Source organism: Phyllobacterium sp., assembly GCF_037994425.1.
Taxonomy (GTDB): Bacteria; Pseudomonadota; Alphaproteobacteria; order Rhizobiales; family Rhizobiaceae; genus Phyllobacterium.
The window spans coordinates 16,468-32,954 of sequence record NZ_JBBNAM010000128.1; the positions used below are offsets into that span (position 1 = coordinate 16,468).

Sequence of the window (16,487 nt, forward strand, 5' to 3'; positions counted from 1 at the left end):
GGCGATCACCCCGCCTTGTTTACTCGCATGTACCAATCGACCAGTCTACGAACCTGCCGTTCCGTATAACCCCGTTCGACCATGCGCTGGACAAACTCCGTATGCTGTTTCTCGGTAGCGCCATCCTTCTTCGAACCGAAGCTGATGACCGGCAAAAGGTCCTCCACCTGGCCAAACATGCGCTTCTCAATGACTTCGCGCAACTTTTCGTAGCTCGTCCACGAGGGATTGCGGCCATTGTTCTTCGCCTTGGCACGAAGGGTGAACTTCACGACTTCGTTGCGGAAGTCCTTCGGATTGGCGATGCCGGCCGGCTTTTCGATCTGCGACAGTTCGCTGTCGAGAATGCTGCGGTTGAGTATCTGTCCGGTATCCGGGTCCTTGTAGTCCTGGTCCTCAATCCAGGCATCGGCATAGGAAATGTAGCGGTCGAAAAGGTTCTGACCATATTCGCTATAGGATTCGAGATAGGCCTTCTGGATTTCGTGGCCGATGAATTCGGCGTAACGGGACGCAAGCTCTGATTTGATGAAATCGAGATAGTTCTGTTCGATCTCCTGCGGGAATTGCTCGCGTTTGACGGATTGCTCAAGCACATACATCAGATGCACGGGGTCGGCCGCGACCTGCTTGGTATCATAGTTGAATGTCTCTGACAGGACCTTGAAGGCAAACCGGGTGCTTATGCCGTTCATGCCTTCGTCGACACCTGCGGCATCACGGTATTCCTGCACAGATTTTGCTTTCGGATCAGACTCGCGCAGGTTCTCACCGTCATAGACCCGCATCTTCGTGTAAAGCGGTGAATTCTCGTGTTCGGCAAGCCGTGTCGAGACCGTGAAGCGGCTGAGGATTTCCAGCACTTCCGGCGCACAGGGGTTGCTGACAAGTTCGCTCTCGCGCAAAAGCTTTTCGTAGATCTGCTTTTCCTCGGTAACCCGCAGGCAATAGGGGACCTTGACGACCGACATGCGGTCAAGGAAGGCCTCGTTGTTCTTGTTGTTCTTGAACTGCAGCCATTCGGATTCGTTCGAGTGAGCGAGAATGATCCCCTGGAATGGGAATGCACCAAAGTTCTCGGTGCCGTTATAGTTGCCTTCCTGGGTCGCCGTCAAAAGCGGGTGCAGGACCTTGATCGGCGCCTTGAACATTTCGACGAATTCGAGCATGCCCTGCGTCGTCCGGTTCAAGCCGCCGCTATAGGAATAGGCGTCAGGATCGGCCTGGCTGAAATTCTCGAGCTGGCGGATATCCACCTTGCCGACGAGCGAAGAAACGTCCTGGTTGTTCTCATCGCCCGGTTCAGTCTTGGCGATGCCGATCTGGCGCAGGCGCGACGGGGTCAATTTCACGACGCCGAACTTGGAGATGTCGCCGGCAAATTCATCGAGCCGCTTTGACGCCCACGGCGAAATCAGGCCATTGAGGCGGCGGCGCGATATGCCGTACTTGTCTTCAAGAAGCCCGGCCATACGGTCGGGTTGAAACAGGCCGAGGGGCGATTCGAATATGGGGCTGATCTGGCTACCGGCCTTCAGCGTGTAGATGGGGCGACGCTCCATCAATTGCTTCAACCGTTCGGCAAGTGACGACTTACCACCACCGACCGGGCCGAGCAGATAGAGTATCTGCTTGCGCTCCTCAAGACCCTGCGCGGCGTAGCGGAAATAGCCGACGATGCGCTCGATCGTGTCTTCCATCCCATAAAAGTCTGCAAAGGCAGGATAAATCTTGATTGTCCGATTGAGGAATATGCGGCCAAGACGCTCATCGGTGCTGGTGTCGATCAGGGTCGGTTCACCAATAGCATCCACCATGCGTTCAGAAGCAGTGGCAAACATCTTTGGATCATTACGGCAGGCCAGCAGGTACTCTTGCAGGCTCATCTCTTCCTGCTTTTCGCTGCTATAGATCTCCGAGAAGAGACTAAATACGTCAGATGCCTGCGTCGTCATAATCGACCTCCAGCGCATGCAAATTCGAAGGAACTTGAGCTGAAGGGGCCGCCCCTCCGCTCAGAGGATTGCATGCCGAATGGTTACACTGTCAGGTGAGTCGCTCCACTGTGCAAGACACTAATTGTTGTTATCTCGTGTACATGCAAATTAGGCACATAGTTGTGTCTGCAATGAGGTGACGATCACCTTTCGTCGTCTTTCCTTCACCAAAGATGTAAGTAGTCTCTTTGGCAAGTTGTATAGGTAACGACAAAGAATCTGCGTCAAGATATCAGAAAAGTGGAGCAACGGCGCCAAAGGGTGGCTCGTGCTCATTTCGGGTTGGGCGACGACCCCTTCCGGTGGCGCTTGGCATTGTGCGCCTGTTCGTGCGTTTCATTGCCGCTTAAAAACAATCTGTTATGTTTCTAACAGTTGTGACAGTCTCGGTCAAAGCTTTCGGGAGGAAATGCATGGTAAGCCGCAAGGCACGGCGAATAGCCGATCTTTCGGGAGCGCTGCGGTCGCGGCGGGTGCTGCGTCTCAAGGATGCGGCCGTGCTTCTCAACGTTTCCGAGATGACCGTTCGCCGCGATGTTGCTGAAAACCCCGACCAGTTTGGCTATCTCGGCGGGCACATTGTTCCGGCGGGTGATTTCTGGAATGACGGTCCGTACGATTTGTCGCAGGCGGTGGACAGCCATGCAGCGGCCAAGGCAAAGGCCTGCGCGCATGCGGCAAGATACGTTCGTCCTGACGATACCATTTTCATCGATTGCGGCACCACACTCCTCAGTCTCATCGACCACGTGCCAGCGGACTACAAGATCACCGCGATATGCTATGCGCTCAATGTTGCCGAAAGGCTCACCCGTCGGCCGAACGTCAGCCTGGTGATGCTGGGCGGGCTTTACTACCCATCATCGGCTTCCTTTTCAGGCGATTCGGGCCTTGAAACGCTGGGTAAGCTTGGCATCAATACCGCGTTCATTTCCGCCGCTGGCCTCGATTTGAACCGCGGCGCGTCCTGCGCCCACTTTCACGAGGCTCCCGTCAAGCAGAGGGTCATTGAACTCGCCGAAATGAGCCTTCTCGTTGCAGACACGAGCAAAATCGGCAAGATAAAGCCCGTCATCTTCGCGCCCGTTGCGGCCTTCCAGGCAATCATCACCGAGGATGGCGAGGTCGACCTGCCCAAAGTCCCTTGACGGGATATCCGATTTGATAGAAAAATAACAAAACTTTGGCATGATCGTAACAATTAACACTCGGCGTGGATAACCAGAACGCTCTGGCCACCGACAACGAAGCGCCTGTGCTACAATAATGCCACGGCTGGAGGATGTTCTGCGTGGAAAAAATCCGGATAACCACAGCACCTGACGACAGTGGGGTTGCAGCAGCAAGGCCACCCGTGAGGAAAATCGGGGATGATGCCAAGACAAATGGCTGGCCGCGCAATCCCGGTATGGAGCTTGATCTTTCCTGGGTCGTGGATGCGCGGGTTAATTTGTCGGCGGTCGAGCGGCGTGTGGCGAGCCTTCCGGGGCGACGGACCGTAAAAAAGGATGCACAGGCGGCGTGGCTGCTAAAAGCCGTAACCTGTATCGATCTGACGACGCTCAATGGTGACGATACGCCTGAAAGGGTCAAGCGGCTTTGCGCCAAGGCGATGAACCCGGTCAGGCGGGACCTTCTTGAAGCTATGGGCATGGGCAGTCGGTCGATCACGACAGGGGCCGTGTGCGTTTACCATCGCTTCGTAACAACGGCAGTGGAAGCGCTCGGCAATTCAGGTATTCCGGTTGCTGCTGTGTCCACCGGCTTTCCGGCCGGTCTCAGCCCACACCACCTGAAGGTTAAGGAGATCGAGGCTTCCGTTGCGGACGGCGCCAAGGAAATCGACATTGTCATCACCCGCGAGCATGTGCTGACCGGCAACTGGCAGGCGCTTTATGACGAAATGCAGGATTATCGGTCCGCCTGCGGCGACGCACATATCAAGGCAATCCTTGCAACCGGTGATCTGAAGACCTTGCGCAATGTGGCGCGTGCCTCGTTGGTGTGCATGATGGCTGGCGCCGATTTCATTAAGACATCCACCGGAAAAGAGGGCGTGAACGCCACCCTTGCTGTGACGCTCGTCATGCTGCGCATGATCCGCGCCTATGAGGAGCGCACCGGCATTAAAATCGGCTACAAGCCGGCCGGCGGAATCTCGGCGGCAAAGGACGTGCTCAATTATCAGTTCCTGATGAAAGACGAGCTCGGCCGCGAATGGCTGGAACCGGAACTCTTCCGTGTCGGCGCGTCAAGCCTTCTCGCCGACATAGAGCGGCAACTGGAACATCACGTTACGGGCGCCTATTCCGCGCTCAACAGACACCCGATCGGATAATGCCATGACAGTCGCGAGTTATTTTGACGAAATGTCCTACGGGCCGGCGCCCGAATCCGACACCGAAGCCCGGGCCTGGTTAACGCGTCACAACTCCAGTTTTGGCCACTTCATCGATGGCGCGTTCACGCCGGCGGCATCGGGCAAGTCCTTCGACACGTTCGAGCCCGCCACGGGCAAGTTTCTCGCCAGACTTGCCATCGCAGCGAAAGCCGATGTGGACAAGGCGGTGGGCGCTGCGCGCAAGGCCCAGGCTGCCTGGGCGAAGTTGCCTGGCCACGTCCGCGCCCGCCACCTCTACGCGCTCGCCCGGATGATCCAGCGGCACGCGCGCCTGATCGCCGTGGTCGAAGCAATCGACAATGGCAAGCCGATCCGCGAAACCCGCGATATCGATGTCCCGCTCGCCGCCCGGCATTTTTATCATCATGCCGGCTGGGCCCAGATTCAGGACACGGAATTTGCCGATCACGTTCCCGTCGGCGTTGTCGGGCAGATCATTCCCTGGAACTTTCCCTTCCTTATGCTCGCCTGGAAAATTGCTCCGGCGCTGGCGCTCGGCAACACGCTTGTTCTCAAACCAGCCGAATTTACGTCACTCACGGCGCTGCTGTTTGCAGAGCTTGCAGCGGCGTCAGGCCTTCCGGCGGGTGTCCTTAACATCGTCACCGGCGAGGGCGAGAGCGGCGCGTTGATCGTCGATCACGATGATATCGACAAGATCGCCTTCACCGGATCGACTGAAGTCGGCCGCATGATCCGGGAACGCACGGCAGGTAGCGGCAAGTCTCTGACGCTCGAACTTGGTGGCAAGTCGCCATTCATCGTCTTTGATGACGCCGACATCGACGGGGCCGTCGAAGGGGTCGTCGATGCCATCTGGTTCAACCAGGGACAGGTTTGCTGTGCCGGCTCCCGGCTCATTGTTCAGGAAGGCATTGCCAGGCTTTTCCATGATCGACTGAAGCGCCGGATGCAGACGCTGCGGGTCGGACCGCCCCTCGACAAGTGCATCGACATGGGCGCGATCGTCGCGCCAGTGCAACTGGACCGGATCGAATTGCTGGTCAAGAAGGGGCTTGCCGAAGGCGCAGTCCTTCACCAGCCCAAGATCGATATGCCAAAGGTTGGGAGCTTTTATCCGCCGACACTTCTAAGCGGCGTGCAGCCAACCTCGATCGTCGCAACGGAAGAGATCTTCGGACCGGTTGCAGTTTCCATGACGTTCCGCACGCCAGAGGAAGCCATCGAGCTTGCCAACAATTCGCGCTATGGGCTTTCCGCCAGCGTATGGAGCGAAACGATCGGACTGGCGCTGAACGTTTCGGCCAAACTCGCCGCCGGCGTCGTGTGGGTCAATGCGACGAATCTTTTCGATGCTTCGGTCGGTTTTGGCGGAAAACGGGAATCTGGTTTCGGCCGCGAAGGCGGGCGCGAAGGCTGCTTTGAATATTTGAAACCGAAGGCGTGGATCGGCCGCAAGACGCGTGTCCTGCCAGCCGTTCCTCAAAGCAAGCCTGTCACGGGGGATTTTTCCCTGCCAGTGATCGACCGCACGGCCAAGCTGTTCATCGGCGGCAAGCAGGCGCGGCCGGACGGCAATTATTCGCGCGCCGTCATCTCGCCCAGGGGCAAACTGATCGGTGAAGTCGGCGAGGGCAATCGCAAGGATATTCGCAATGCCGTGGCGGCTGCGAAGGCAGCATCCGCATGGTCGGGCGCGACGACGCATAATCGTGCGCAGATTCTTTATTATATCGCCGAGAACTTGAGCGGACGCGCCGATGAATTTGCTGCGCGCCTTGTCGCCATGACCGGTGCTTCGGCCGCCGCGGCAAGGGCAGAGGTGGAGGCTTCGATCGCGCGGCTCTTCACCTATGGCGCCTGGGCGGACAAGTTTGAGGGCGTCGTTCATGCGCCACCGCTGCGCGGTGCCGCGCTGGCCATGCCGGAGCCTTTGGGGGTGGCCGGTGTCATCTGTCCGCCGGAGGCGCCGCTTCTTGGCTTTGTCAGCCTGATTGCGCCGTTGATCGCAATGGGCAATCGCGTCGTCGCTGTGCCGAGCGAGGCATATCCGCTTTCCGCAACGGACTTCTATTCGATCCTGGAGACCTCGGATGTGCCTGCGGGCGTCGTCAATATCGTCACCGGATCGGCGATGGACCTTGCCACGACCCTTGCGGCCCACAACGACGTCGATGCGCTTTGGGCCTTTGGCAGCGCGGAGCTGTCGACAATCGTGGAGAAGCTGTCGGTTGGCAATCTCAAGCGCACGTTTGTTGATTATGGCAAGGCAACCGACTGGTACGATCGCACAGCCGCCGAAGGAACGCTGTTCCTGCGCCGGGCGGTCGATGTAAAGAATATCTGGATTCCTTACGGGGAGTAGGAATAGTCGATGATCTGTGAAACTCTGGAGGAAGTTCATGCTCAAGAATATTGACCCGGCGCTCAACGCGGACGTGCTGCACGCCTTGCGGTCCATGGGTCACGCTGACACGCTGGTGATTTCCGATACCAACTTTCCTTCCGATGCCATTGCACGACAAACGACAGTGGGCAAACTCCTGCGGATCGACAATGTGTCAGCCGCCCGCGCCGTAAAGGCCATATTATCGGTCCTGCCGCTGGATACGCCGCTACAGCCGTCCGTGGGACGCATGCAGGTCATGGGAGCGCCAGACGAACTCCCGCCAGTTCAACGCGAAGTGCAGGCGCAGGTCGATGCGGCGGAAGGCAAGGCTACGCCGATGTACGGCATTGAGCGTTTCGCGTTCTATGAAGAAGCCAAGAAGGCCTATTGCGTTATTGCGACCGGCGAGACCCGTTTTTACGGGTGCTTCCTTCTGAAGAAAGGCGTCATTGCGCCTGAAACAGTCTGACAAGCAATCGCCGCCTGCGCTTCGGCGCTGGCGGCGATGAATTCAGAACCACTCCCTCTGATCGAAACGGTTTTTACGCCCGTGGCTGCTTGGTCTTGCGCAGATAGGGCAGTACGCGCTCGAACTCGCCAAAGCGCTGCGTGGCGTCTTCATCCGAGACAGCAGCAGTGATGATCACATCCTCGCCCTGCTTCCATTGCGCAGGTGTTGCCACCTGGTGCTTTGCCGTCAGCTGGATACTGTCGATGGCACGCAGGATCTCATCGAAGTTTCGGCCAGTCGTCATCGGATAGGTGAGTGTGAGCTTGATCTTCTTGTCAGGCCCAATGACGAATACCGAACGCACAGTCGCGTTGTCGGCAGGCGTGCGGCCCTCGCACGTTTCACCTGCCTCAGCCGGCAGCATGTCGTAGAGCTTGGCGACCTTCAGTTCCTTGTCGCCGATCAACGGATAGTCGACCTCGTGTCCGGTCGCAGCCTTGATGTCCGCCTTCCACTTGGCATGACTTTCGACAGGATCGACCGAGATGCCGATGATCTTGGCATTGCGCTTGGCAAATTCGGGAGCGAGGCCGGCCATATAGCCAAGTTCGGTCGTGCAGACAGGTGTAAAGTCCTTCGGATGGCTGAACAGCACGGCATAGCTGTCCTTGATCCAGTCGTGAAAATGGATCTCACCCTGTGTGGTCTCAGCGGTAAAATCCGGTGCAGTGTCATTGATGCGAAGGCCCATGGCAGTTCTCCCAGTCCGATGACGATTGAAACCAACGTTTTTATCGGTCCAGCCAAGATGAGCGGGCTGGCGTTGGATTGGGCTCAAGCCTAGCACGGCCCGTTGGCGCTGAACAATCATCGCCGTCCAATATCTTTGGTTTCCGGCAGGCCCCGGACAGGCCGGCTCACGCGTTCTTGATTGGCAGTTCCTGCCTGCCGCCTTTGCGCCATGATTTTTTCACTTGTCTGACACGCGACACAACGATAATTCGCCCGTGTCATGCGAAACAGATCGGCAAGCAAGATGAATACATCAGCCAATCGATGGACTGCGCATTGGGCGATCCACCCCGGTCAGCATTTGCTTGAATGCATCCAGTCTCGCGGCATTTCCGTGGAAGACTTTGCAAGAGAAGCTGACCTGCCGGTAGCGACCCTCGATGCCATCATAGCCGGACGGCATCCCATAACCTATGACATCGCCCTTCGCATCGAGCGGTCATTCGCCATCATGCCGGACTTCTGGTTCCTCTTGCAATCGAAATGGCACCGCCAACAGGAGATGAATAAAACCCCGGCATGAACGGCGGTTTTCTCGCATCAAGATGGGCACGCCTCGTTTGGCGCCTACTTTGGCGCGTGGGTCTCAACTACCTTCCTGCATTCGGGCGACAGCTTGTCCAACTGTTTGGCCAGACAGGCGATGATGCGCCCGCCCCCCGGAGCCACACCTGTGCAATATTTCTCGTAGTCCGGCATGCAGGCCTGCCGTTCGGCGGCCGTTTGGGCGAGTGACGTGCCGCCAGAAAATCCAACGCCCAAGGCAAGGAAACTCAAGAACAACCGCATGACAACGCTCCCAAAATTTGCCAATGACGATCTATCCCTTGATGGCGGAATAACGTAGCATCACCCAGGATTTGCCTGCAACCAACGGCAATTGGGGAGTTTGATGGCAGGTGCGATAGCGTTCCATGCCGAAAGGCGCCGACCAACATCCTGCGCGCCCGACGAGGCACGCGCGCAACGATTCTCACCATTTGAACGCACCATGAAGGGGCCATCCTCACTTTTGAGGGAGGCCATCGTCTTTGCCGGGCTCGTTGCGGGAATGGCCCTACTTGCGGCCTGCAGTGAACAGAACACATACGTTGCGCCGCCGCCGCCCCAGGTCGATGTGGCATTGCCGCTCAAGCAGAATGTAACGCCCTTCCTGGAGGCAACCGGCACGACGTCGTCCGTCAACGCAACTGCGCTTGTTGCCCGAGTCCAGGGCTTTATCCAGGAAATCAACTACAGGGATGGGGATGCAGTCAAGGCGGGAACAGTCCTCTTCGTCATAGAACCGCAGCCCTACGAACTTGCGCTCGACCAGGCCAACTCGGCCAAGGCGTCCGCCGATGCGGCGGTCAAGCAGTCCGAGGCGGAATTTGAACGCCAGAAGGCACTTGTGACCAAGACCTTTGCCACGCAGCAGGACCTTGAGAAGGCTGAGGCAGCGCGCGATGCCAACGTCGCCGCCCAGCAGCAGGCGGCAGCCAGTATCCAGCAGGCCGAACTCAACCTCAGCTATACGCAGGTCAAGGCCCCGTTCGATGGTGTCGTCACGGCACGGCTCGTCTCGGTCGGTGAACTCGTCGGCCCCAACAATGTTTCGACGCTTGCCAGTATCGTTCAGTTCGATCCGATCTATGTAGACTTCAATGTCAGCGAGAAGGATGTCCTGCGCATTCGGGCCACGATGCAAAAGCGCGGCGTGACAACGCAGGATCTGAAGAAAATACCCGTGGAGGTCGGCCTTCAGACCGAGACTGGCTTCCCCCATATTGGAACGCTCGACTACGCGGCGCCGACCGTTACGGCCAATACGGGCCAGCTTGCCGTGCGCGGCGTTCTTGACAACGCTGCGCGGCAATTATTGCCCGGCTATTTCGTGCGTGTGCGTGTCCCGCTTTTCGAGGAGCCCGACAGACTGCTCGTGCCGGACCGGGCCATTGGCAGCGACCAGAGCGGGCGATATGTTCTCGTCGCCGGCAAGGATGATGTCGTCGAGCAGCGCACGGTACAGATCGGCCAGCTCGTCGGAGAATTGCGCGTCATCCGTTCCGGCATTACCCCTGACGATCGCATCGTTGTTTCTGGTCTCCTCACGGCCATACCCGGGCAGAAGATCGAACCGCAAATGACGGTCCTCACCGCCACGGCCGGGGACGACGTAACGCAATGATCTCAAAGTTCTTCATCGAGCGCCCGGTTCTTGCCAATGTCATTGCCATTTTAATGGTGGTCATCGGGTTCGTGTCGCTTTACAGCCTGCCGATTGCCCAATATCCGAACGTTGTGCCGCCGACGGTGCAGGTCACGACCCGCTATCCGGGTGCGAGCGCCCGCACGTTGATCGATACGGTGGCCTTGCCCATCGAACAGCAGGTCAATGGCGTCGAGGGCATGCTTTACATGCAGTCCTATTCCGCCTCCGACGGCAGTTATACGCTGACCGTCACCTTCGCCATCGGCACCGATCTGGACGCGGCCCAGGTGCTGGTGCAGAACCGGGTTTCCGCAGCTCTCGCAGCGCTGCCCCAGTCGGTGCAGGTCCAGGGCGTCAACGTCCAGAAAAAATCGACGTCGATCCTCGAAATCGTGACCCTTACCTCGCCGGATGACCGCTTCGATAGCCTCTTTCTCAGCAACTACGCCACGATCCGTCTGAAAGACGAACTGGCGCGTGTCCCTGGCGTTGGCAATGTAAGCGTCTTCGGCGCGGGCCAGTATTCCATGCGTATCTGGCTTGACGCGAACAAGATGCAGGCACGCGGCCTGACCGCGCAGGACGTCATCCAGGCGCTTCAACAGCAAAGCACCCAGGTTACCGCCGGACAGGTCGGCATTCCGCCGGTGCCGGATAATCAGTCGTTTCAATACACAATCAACGTCGAAAGCCGTCTTAGCGATCCCGAAGAGTTCGCGGCCGTCATCGTCAAGACCGGTACCAATGGCGACTTTACCCGGGTCCGCGATATTGGCCGCGTCGAGCTTGGCGCCCAGACCTACAGCCAGTCCTTCAAACTCGATGGCAAGCAGGCCGCGGGCCTTGCAATATTTCTGTCGCCGGGCGCAAATGCACTCGATGTGGCCAACCGGGTCAGCGCGCGCATGAAAGCCCTCGCCGCCGAATTTCCGCAAGGCGTCGCCTATTCCATCCCATTCGATACGACGACGTTCGTCAGCCAGGCGATCAACGAAGTCTACAAGACGCTCTTTGAAGCGGCGCTTCTTGTCCTGATCGTCATTCTCGTCTTCCTGCAGGACTGGCGAGCCATGCTGGTGCCGGCCACCACCGTGCCGGTTACGATCATCGGCGCCTTTGCGGCGATGGCGGCGATGGGCTTTTCCGTCAACCTGTCGACGCTGTTCGCAATCGTTCTTGCCATCGGCATCGTGGTCGACGACGCCATCGTCGTCGTTGAAGGCGCTGCCCACAATATCGAGCAGGGCATGTCGGGTCATGATGCTGCCATTAGCGCGATGGACCTGTTGTTCGGTCCGATTGTCGGCATCACCCTCGTTTTGATGGCCGTGTTTTTGCCAGCATCGTTTCTGCCGGGTATTACCGGTCAGATTTTCTCGCAGTTTGCCCTGGTTATTGCTGCAACGGCGCTGATCAGCGCCATCAATGCCGTAACGCTCAAGCCGACCCAGTGCGCCTTATGGCTGCGGCCAACCGTGCCGATGGAAAAGCGCAACGCGTTCTATCGCGGCTTCAATGCGCTCTACCAGCGCCTGGAAAATGTCTATGTCCGGCTGATCGGATCGATGGTGAGCCGCGCCGGCCTCATGGCCGTCATCGCATTGGCCATCATAGGCGTGGCCGGCTACGGGTTGTCGCGCGCCTCGACGAGTTTTCTGCCGATCGAGGACCAGGGCTATCTGCTCGCTGCGGTCCAGCTTCCCGATGGCGCTGCACTCGGGCGCACGGAAAAGGTTCTCGAAGATATCGGCAAGGTCGCCAAGGACACGCCGGGGGTAAAGCAGGTCATCACCATCGCCGGCATGTCGGCGCTGGATAACAGTTCAACCCTTGCCAATGCGGGCCTCGCATACATCATGCTCAACGACTGGAGCGAACGGGGCAAGGGGGAGGATCTTGCCTCACTCTACCAGAAGCTCAACACGAGCCTGGCCGCCAATAAAGACGCCCGGGTCATTGTCCTGCCGCCACCGCCGATCCAGGGCATCGGCAATGCCGGCGGCTTTACCATGCAGATCGAGGTGCGCGATGGGAGCTTCGATCTTGCAAAATTGCAGAGCGTGACGAACACCATCGTGACCGCCGCTGAATCACAGTCAGGTATCCAGCGGGCAAGCGCGCCGTTTCGCGCGACAGTGCCGCAATACGATGTTGTGATCAATCGTGAGAAGGTCGAGACCCTGCTTTTGACGAGCGACCAGGTCTTCGACACATTGGCAAGCTATCTCGGCTCGAGCTATGTCGACCAGTTCAACAAATTCGGCCGTGTCTTTCAGATCTACGTTCAGGGCGATGCTCAATTTCGCCTGACGCCGGACAACATCAATAATCTCACGGTACGCAACAAGAACGGCGATATGATCCCGCTCGGGACTGTGCTTTCAATCACGCCGAGCATCGGCCCGTCATTGATCAGCCTTTACAATCTTTATCCATCCGCTTCGATCACCGGCGTTCCGGAAGCGAACTTCTCGTCAGGTCAGGCCATGAGCCTCATGGAGCAGATTGCCGCCAAGACCTTGCCGTCCGGCTTTGGCTTCGACTGGACCGCCCTTTCGTTCCAGGAAAAGATTGTCGGCAACCAGATGTATCTCGTCTTCGCGCTCGCCCTGCTTTTGGTTTATCTCGTTCTGGCCGGTCAGTATGAAAGCTGGATAGCACCAGTTTCGGTGCTTCTTGCCGCGCCAATGTCGCTCGTTGGACCGGTCTCGATACTCCTTGGTGCGAACACGCCCATCAATCTCTATGTTCAGATCGGCTTGATCCTGCTCATTGCGCTTTCTGCCAAGAATGCCATCCTGATCGTCGAAATGGCACGGGAACTAAGGGCATCGGGCAAGTCGATCGCAGAATCCGCAACGGAGGCCGCAAGGTCCCGGTTCCGTCCGATCCTGATGACTTCATTCGCCTTCATACTCGGCGTCGCACCGCTCGTCGTGGCCACGGGCGCCGGTGCCAGCGCGCGCAGGTCAATCGGCATTACCGTTTTCAGCGGCATGATCGCTTCGACCTGCCTTGCGGTACTGTTCGTGCCATCATTCTTCGTCATCATGCAGCGTTTCGAGGAGTGGCGGGCGGCCCGCAAGCAGCCTGCAAAGCTGCCTGCCGCAGATGCAAACTAGTCAGCGCGATGGACGTGGTGCCTTTGCGTCCGACTTAGCTCAAAGGGATAACACGACTTTTCGCAATTTGACATGGTAACCTGCCTCCTTTGGTAAGGGGGTGCCATGACGTGGATGCGTGGTGCCGCGATCGTGGCGTTGAGCCTCGCGCTGTTTAGCCCGAGGCCCGCAGTTGCTGCCGAAGCAATTGGCGAAGCGGTCCGGATCAAGACCGAAGTGACCGGTGCGGGCGGGTCGCTGGCTGTTGCCGACCCGGTGCATCGCAACGAACGTATCAGTACGTCCCCGAACGGGCTTGGCCAGTTCGTGTTCAAGGATGGCACCAAACTCGCCGTGGGCTGGGGCTCGTCCGTCACGCTCGACAAATTCGTCTTCGACGATTCCGACAAGGTGAAGAAACTTACCATCAAGGCGGCAAAAGGGACATTTCGCTGGATCAGCGGCAACTCGAAATCGTCCGCCTACGAAATCGTGACACCTGCCGGGACCATCGGTGTTCGCGGAACCGCATTCGACGTCTATATTGATCGGGACGGCACCACGGCTGTCGTGCTCCTCAACGGCGCCGTCGGTTTTTGTGGCCCAGGCGGCTGCCGCCAGCTGACCAAGCGCTGCGACTGCGTTGTTGCACGGCCCAATGGTCGCATGACCAATCCGGCTCGTGTCAACCAGGGTATCTTCAAGACGCTCGGCAATACCCGGGCCCTGCCGTTCTTGTCCGGTAGTCAGCAGCTCTCTACCGGGTTCGGGAGATTTGCAACCGGTTGCGGGCTCTCCACTTCGCTCACAGATCCGGCCCAGACGGCACCTGAAAGAAGCCGGCCCCGCACCGCACCGCAGGCTCCCGCCCCGCCAGCACCTTCGCCGGCACCAGTGGCCCAAAATCAGCCGGATCCACCCAGCCCTCCTGCGCCGCCGAGCGCTCCTGCCCCGCCGGCTCCACCCGCGCGTCCAGACCCACCCGGGTCACCCGGGTCACCGGACCCGCAACAAACGCCACCCGATCCGCCGGACAAGCCTCACAAGCCTGACAAGGAACACCACCACCACGGCAAACATGATCATCACGACCATGACCGTGACGATGATCATCATGACCGTGACCGCAGGGGCGGCGACAGTCGGAGCGGTGGCCGGCACCAGCGTTAAAGGCGTCGTGCCTTTTATCGAAGCTTTGTACCGGCGGTCATTGGCTTCAGGGTCGAGGTTTGACAAGGCGAGCGCTGGTTAATCGTCCAAAGCCAAAACCCGCAAGCTACTCGGAAAAATTCCCCCGTCCCTTCACGCTTGCACCTGGTGGGCGCGCCGACTTTGTCAGGCGGCTTCGTGCGACGGGGCAGAAATCGGCCCCGACCCATCGAGTGTGGATCATCGCGCCATCTGACAAGCGAACTGCTTCCATCCGAACAGAATGCCTCTCGTTGAGCGCCTTCCGGCTAGCGCGAATGGCCATTGCCTTTGCGCCTTGGCTCATCGACATAGTGCTGGGACCGGCGCGATATCCGCCCATAGAACTCCGGCAGGCCAACGCCCAGATCCGAAGCCTTGGCCTTCGCGGCGTTGACCATGCGGCGGCTGGTTGTTGAGTGCGTGCGCAAGGCCTCGACAAGTTGCCGGTGGATCTTCTGCAATTCGGCAAATTTTGCCGACGCCGAGACTTGCGCATCGCCAACCACGGCGAAGAGCTTGGTCCTGATGCTCTTGCCCTTCAGGGCAAGGTCGCCGACCTCGAGCAATGCATAGTTTGGCACGAGCCGCGCGGTGTTGTCGGACACGAGAATGTCGAAACCGACGTCCTTGCAGGAAGACTCGATCCGCGCTGCGACATTGACGGCATCGCCGACTGCCGAATAATTGAACCGGGTCTCGGCCCCCATGTTGCCCACGCAGGCGATGCCAGTGTGGATGCCGATGCCGATGCCGACGGGTTGTTCCGTGCCAAAGCCGAATGCGTCTCGTGCATTGAGCCCAACAAGGGTTTCGCGCATGGCCAACGCGGCCTCTACAGCCTTGCGGCCATGGTCGGCGACGTCGACGGGTGCATTCCAGAACGCCATGATCGAGTCACCGATGAACTTGTCGAGCGTGCCTTCATTGGCGATCACATGCCGGCTCAAGGCATCGAGAAGCGTATTGAGAAAGCCGACGACAGCCGTGGGCTCCAGTCGTTCGCTGATTTCAGTGAAGTTGCGCACGTCGACAAACATCACCGTAAGCTCCCGGTCATCGCCCCCGAGGCGCAAGGCATCGCGGGTATGCTCGATACGATAAAGGAGCGAGGGAGACAGATAGTGTCCGAAGGCCCGACGGACTTCGCGGCGCTCGCGGTCCGTCACCAGAAAGCGGAATGCCGTTGCCGCAAAATGCGTGGTTGACCAACTGATGATCGGGGCGAGGGGATCAAACAGCAGCCCACCGTAGTAGAAGGCGAGCCAGGATGCGGCAAGACCAAGCGCCGTTATCAATAGGCCGCAGGCGAGGGCGAAGGCCGGGCTTACGAACGTGGTGATGAGGACAAGCAGAGTACCGCCGACCGCAACGGCCAGGATCTCAAGTCCATTGGCCCAGTCCGGTCTTGCCAGAAACCGGCCCGCAAGGATCTGTTCGACGGTCTGGGCATGAAGAGAAACGCCCGGCACATTCTGTCCGAGCGCCGTGGCGCGTATATCCTGCAAACCCGCAGCCGACGTTCCGACAAAGACGATGCTGCCCTCAATGGCGGCGGCCAATGCGGGCGCGTCCCCATCCGCTGCAAGGACACGCCGTGCCGAAATGTATCGTTCGGCATGGTCGGGACTGACGTAGAGCCAAAGTTCCCCAGCGGCGGTTACAGGCACTGTAAATTCGCCAATCTTCACCTGGGTAATCGTATCCGGTACATCGGGGGCATCGGCCAGTACATAGGTCGACGCGCCCTGCGCAACTCGCAGCGCCTCGATCGCGAGGTTGGGATAGAGTTGCTCGCCGTCGCTCAGAAACAGCGGAACGGCACGAACAACCGACGTGGAGCTGCCGGGGTTGAGACTGATATGGCCAAGCCCGGCTGCATTTTCCTGAAGCTGCGGGCGCAGCGGCGTTGCCGCCTTGATGCGGGGCGGAGCTCCAAAGGGACTTTCGCCGGTAAAGGCAAACCCGGCTTTCACCGGCGGCCGAAAATTTCCTTCGTTCGACAGACCGAAACCC

Annotated in this window: 12 protein-coding genes; 8 read left to right on the forward strand and 4 right to left on the reverse strand. The window is 58.8% G+C overall.

Annotated features, from left to right (window positions below):
* Nucleotides 1-5: 5 nt before the first annotated feature.
* Nucleotides 6-1,955, reverse strand: a complete 1,950-nt coding sequence (locus AAAB35_RS09280) for a PrkA family serine protein kinase (protein WP_340668002.1) — start codon at nt 1,953-1,955, stop codon at nt 6-8.
* A gap of 455 nt (nt 1,956-2,410) precedes the next feature.
* Here AAAB35_RS09280 and AAAB35_RS09285 point away from each other — a divergent pair, with 455 nt between their 5' ends.
* The 4 genes from AAAB35_RS09285 to AAAB35_RS09300 all read left to right on the forward strand — a co-directional run bounded on the left by AAAB35_RS09285 (nt 2,411) and on the right by AAAB35_RS09300 (nt 7,217).
* The gene (locus tag AAAB35_RS09285) at nt 2,411-3,145 is read left to right on the forward strand and encodes a DeoR family transcriptional regulator (protein ID WP_340668003.1); all 735 of its coding nucleotides are present in this window, start codon (nt 2,411-2,413) and stop codon (nt 3,143-3,145) included.
* Nucleotides 3,146-3,405: 260 nt separating this feature from the next.
* Nucleotides 3,406-4,335, forward strand: a complete 930-nt coding sequence (gene deoC / locus AAAB35_RS09290) for a deoxyribose-phosphate aldolase (protein WP_340668016.1) — start codon at nt 3,406-3,408, stop codon at nt 4,333-4,335.
* A gap of 4 nt (nt 4,336-4,339) precedes the next feature.
* A complete protein-coding gene (locus tag AAAB35_RS09295) occupies nt 4,340-6,724 on the forward strand; it encodes an aldehyde dehydrogenase family protein (RefSeq protein WP_340668004.1) in 2,385 nt (794 codons plus the stop codon).
* 37 nt (nt 6,725-6,761) lie between these two features.
* Nucleotides 6,762-7,217, forward strand: coding sequence for an RbsD/FucU family protein (locus AAAB35_RS09300; protein WP_340668005.1), 456 nt, complete (start codon nt 6,762-6,764; stop codon nt 7,215-7,217).
* Between the two features lie 73 nt (nt 7,218-7,290).
* On the opposite strand, the gene AAAB35_RS09305 is transcribed toward AAAB35_RS09300, so the two are convergent.
* The gene (locus AAAB35_RS09305; RefSeq protein ID WP_340668006.1) at nt 7,291-7,950 is read right to left on the reverse strand and encodes a peroxiredoxin; all 660 of its coding nucleotides are present in this window, start codon (nt 7,948-7,950) and stop codon (nt 7,291-7,293) included.
* Nucleotides 7,951-8,235: 285 nt separating this feature from the next.
* Between AAAB35_RS09305 and AAAB35_RS09310 the strand changes: the two genes are divergently transcribed.
* Nucleotides 8,236-8,514: a HigA family addiction module antitoxin gene (locus tag AAAB35_RS09310; RefSeq protein ID WP_340668007.1), complete on the forward strand. Its 279-nt coding sequence runs from the start codon at nt 8,236-8,238 to the stop codon at nt 8,512-8,514.
* A gap of 44 nt (nt 8,515-8,558) precedes the next feature.
* Here the strand turns inward: AAAB35_RS09310 and AAAB35_RS09315 are convergent, their stop codons facing one another.
* The gene (locus tag AAAB35_RS09315) at nt 8,559-8,780 is read right to left on the reverse strand and encodes a cysteine rich repeat-containing protein (protein ID WP_340668008.1); all 222 of its coding nucleotides are present in this window, start codon (nt 8,778-8,780) and stop codon (nt 8,559-8,561) included.
* Nucleotides 8,781-8,982: 202 nt separating this feature from the next.
* Between AAAB35_RS09315 and AAAB35_RS09320 the strand changes: the two genes are divergently transcribed.
* The 3 genes from AAAB35_RS09320 (at nt 8,983) to AAAB35_RS09330 (ending at nt 14,453) form a co-directional block, all read left to right on the forward strand.
* Nucleotides 8,983-10,158 (forward strand): efflux RND transporter periplasmic adaptor subunit, encoded by a 1,176-nt coding sequence (locus AAAB35_RS09320; protein WP_340668009.1) that lies wholly within the window; start codon nt 8,983-8,985, stop codon nt 10,156-10,158.
* A complete protein-coding gene (locus tag AAAB35_RS09325; protein WP_340668010.1) occupies nt 10,155-13,304 on the forward strand; it encodes an efflux RND transporter permease subunit in 3,150 nt (1,049 codons plus the stop codon). Before AAAB35_RS09320 ends, AAAB35_RS09325 begins: the two co-directional genes overlap by 4 nt.
* Before the next feature lie 105 nt (nt 13,305-13,409).
* Complete coding sequence (locus AAAB35_RS09330; RefSeq protein WP_340668011.1) at nt 13,410-14,453, forward strand: FecR domain-containing protein; 1,044 nt, start codon at nt 13,410-13,412, stop codon at nt 14,451-14,453.
* 287 nt (nt 14,454-14,740) lie between these two features.
* Here the strand turns inward: AAAB35_RS09330 and AAAB35_RS09335 are convergent.
* Nucleotides 14,741-16,487 (reverse strand): adenylate/guanylate cyclase domain-containing protein (locus tag AAAB35_RS09335; RefSeq protein WP_340668013.1); only part of this gene is annotated, 1,747 nt, incomplete at its 5' end.

Coding starts and splice junctions, on each gene's coding strand:
- deoC (WP_340668016.1), top strand. CDS start 3,406: ATGGAGCTTGATCTTTCCTGGGTCGTGGATGCGCGGGTTAATTTGTCG.
- AAAB35_RS09320 (WP_340668009.1), top strand. CDS start 8,983: ATGAAGGGGCCATCCTCACTTTTGAGGGAGGCCATCGTCTTTGCCGGG.
- AAAB35_RS09300 (WP_340668005.1), top strand. CDS start 6,762: ATGCTCAAGAATATTGACCCGGCGCTCAACGCGGACGTGCTGCACGCC.
- AAAB35_RS09280 (WP_340668002.1), bottom strand. CDS start 1,955: ATGACGACGCAGGCATCTGACGTATTTAGTCTCTTCTCGGAGATCTAT.
- AAAB35_RS09325 (WP_340668010.1), top strand. CDS start 10,155: ATGATCTCAAAGTTCTTCATCGAGCGCCCGGTTCTTGCCAATGTCATT.
- AAAB35_RS09285 (WP_340668003.1), top strand. CDS start 2,411: ATGGTAAGCCGCAAGGCACGGCGAATAGCCGATCTTTCGGGAGCGCTG.
- AAAB35_RS09315 (WP_340668008.1), bottom strand. CDS start 8,780: ATGCGGTTGTTCTTGAGTTTCCTTGCCTTGGGCGTTGGATTTTCTGGC.
- AAAB35_RS09295 (WP_340668004.1), top strand. CDS start 4,340: ATGACAGTCGCGAGTTATTTTGACGAAATGTCCTACGGGCCGGCGCCC.
- AAAB35_RS09305 (WP_340668006.1), bottom strand. CDS start 7,950: ATGGGCCTTCGCATCAATGACACTGCACCGGATTTTACCGCTGAGACC.
- AAAB35_RS09310 (WP_340668007.1), top strand. CDS start 8,236: ATGAATACATCAGCCAATCGATGGACTGCGCATTGGGCGATCCACCCC.
- AAAB35_RS09330 (WP_340668011.1), top strand. CDS start 13,410: ATGACGTGGATGCGTGGTGCCGCGATCGTGGCGTTGAGCCTCGCGCTG.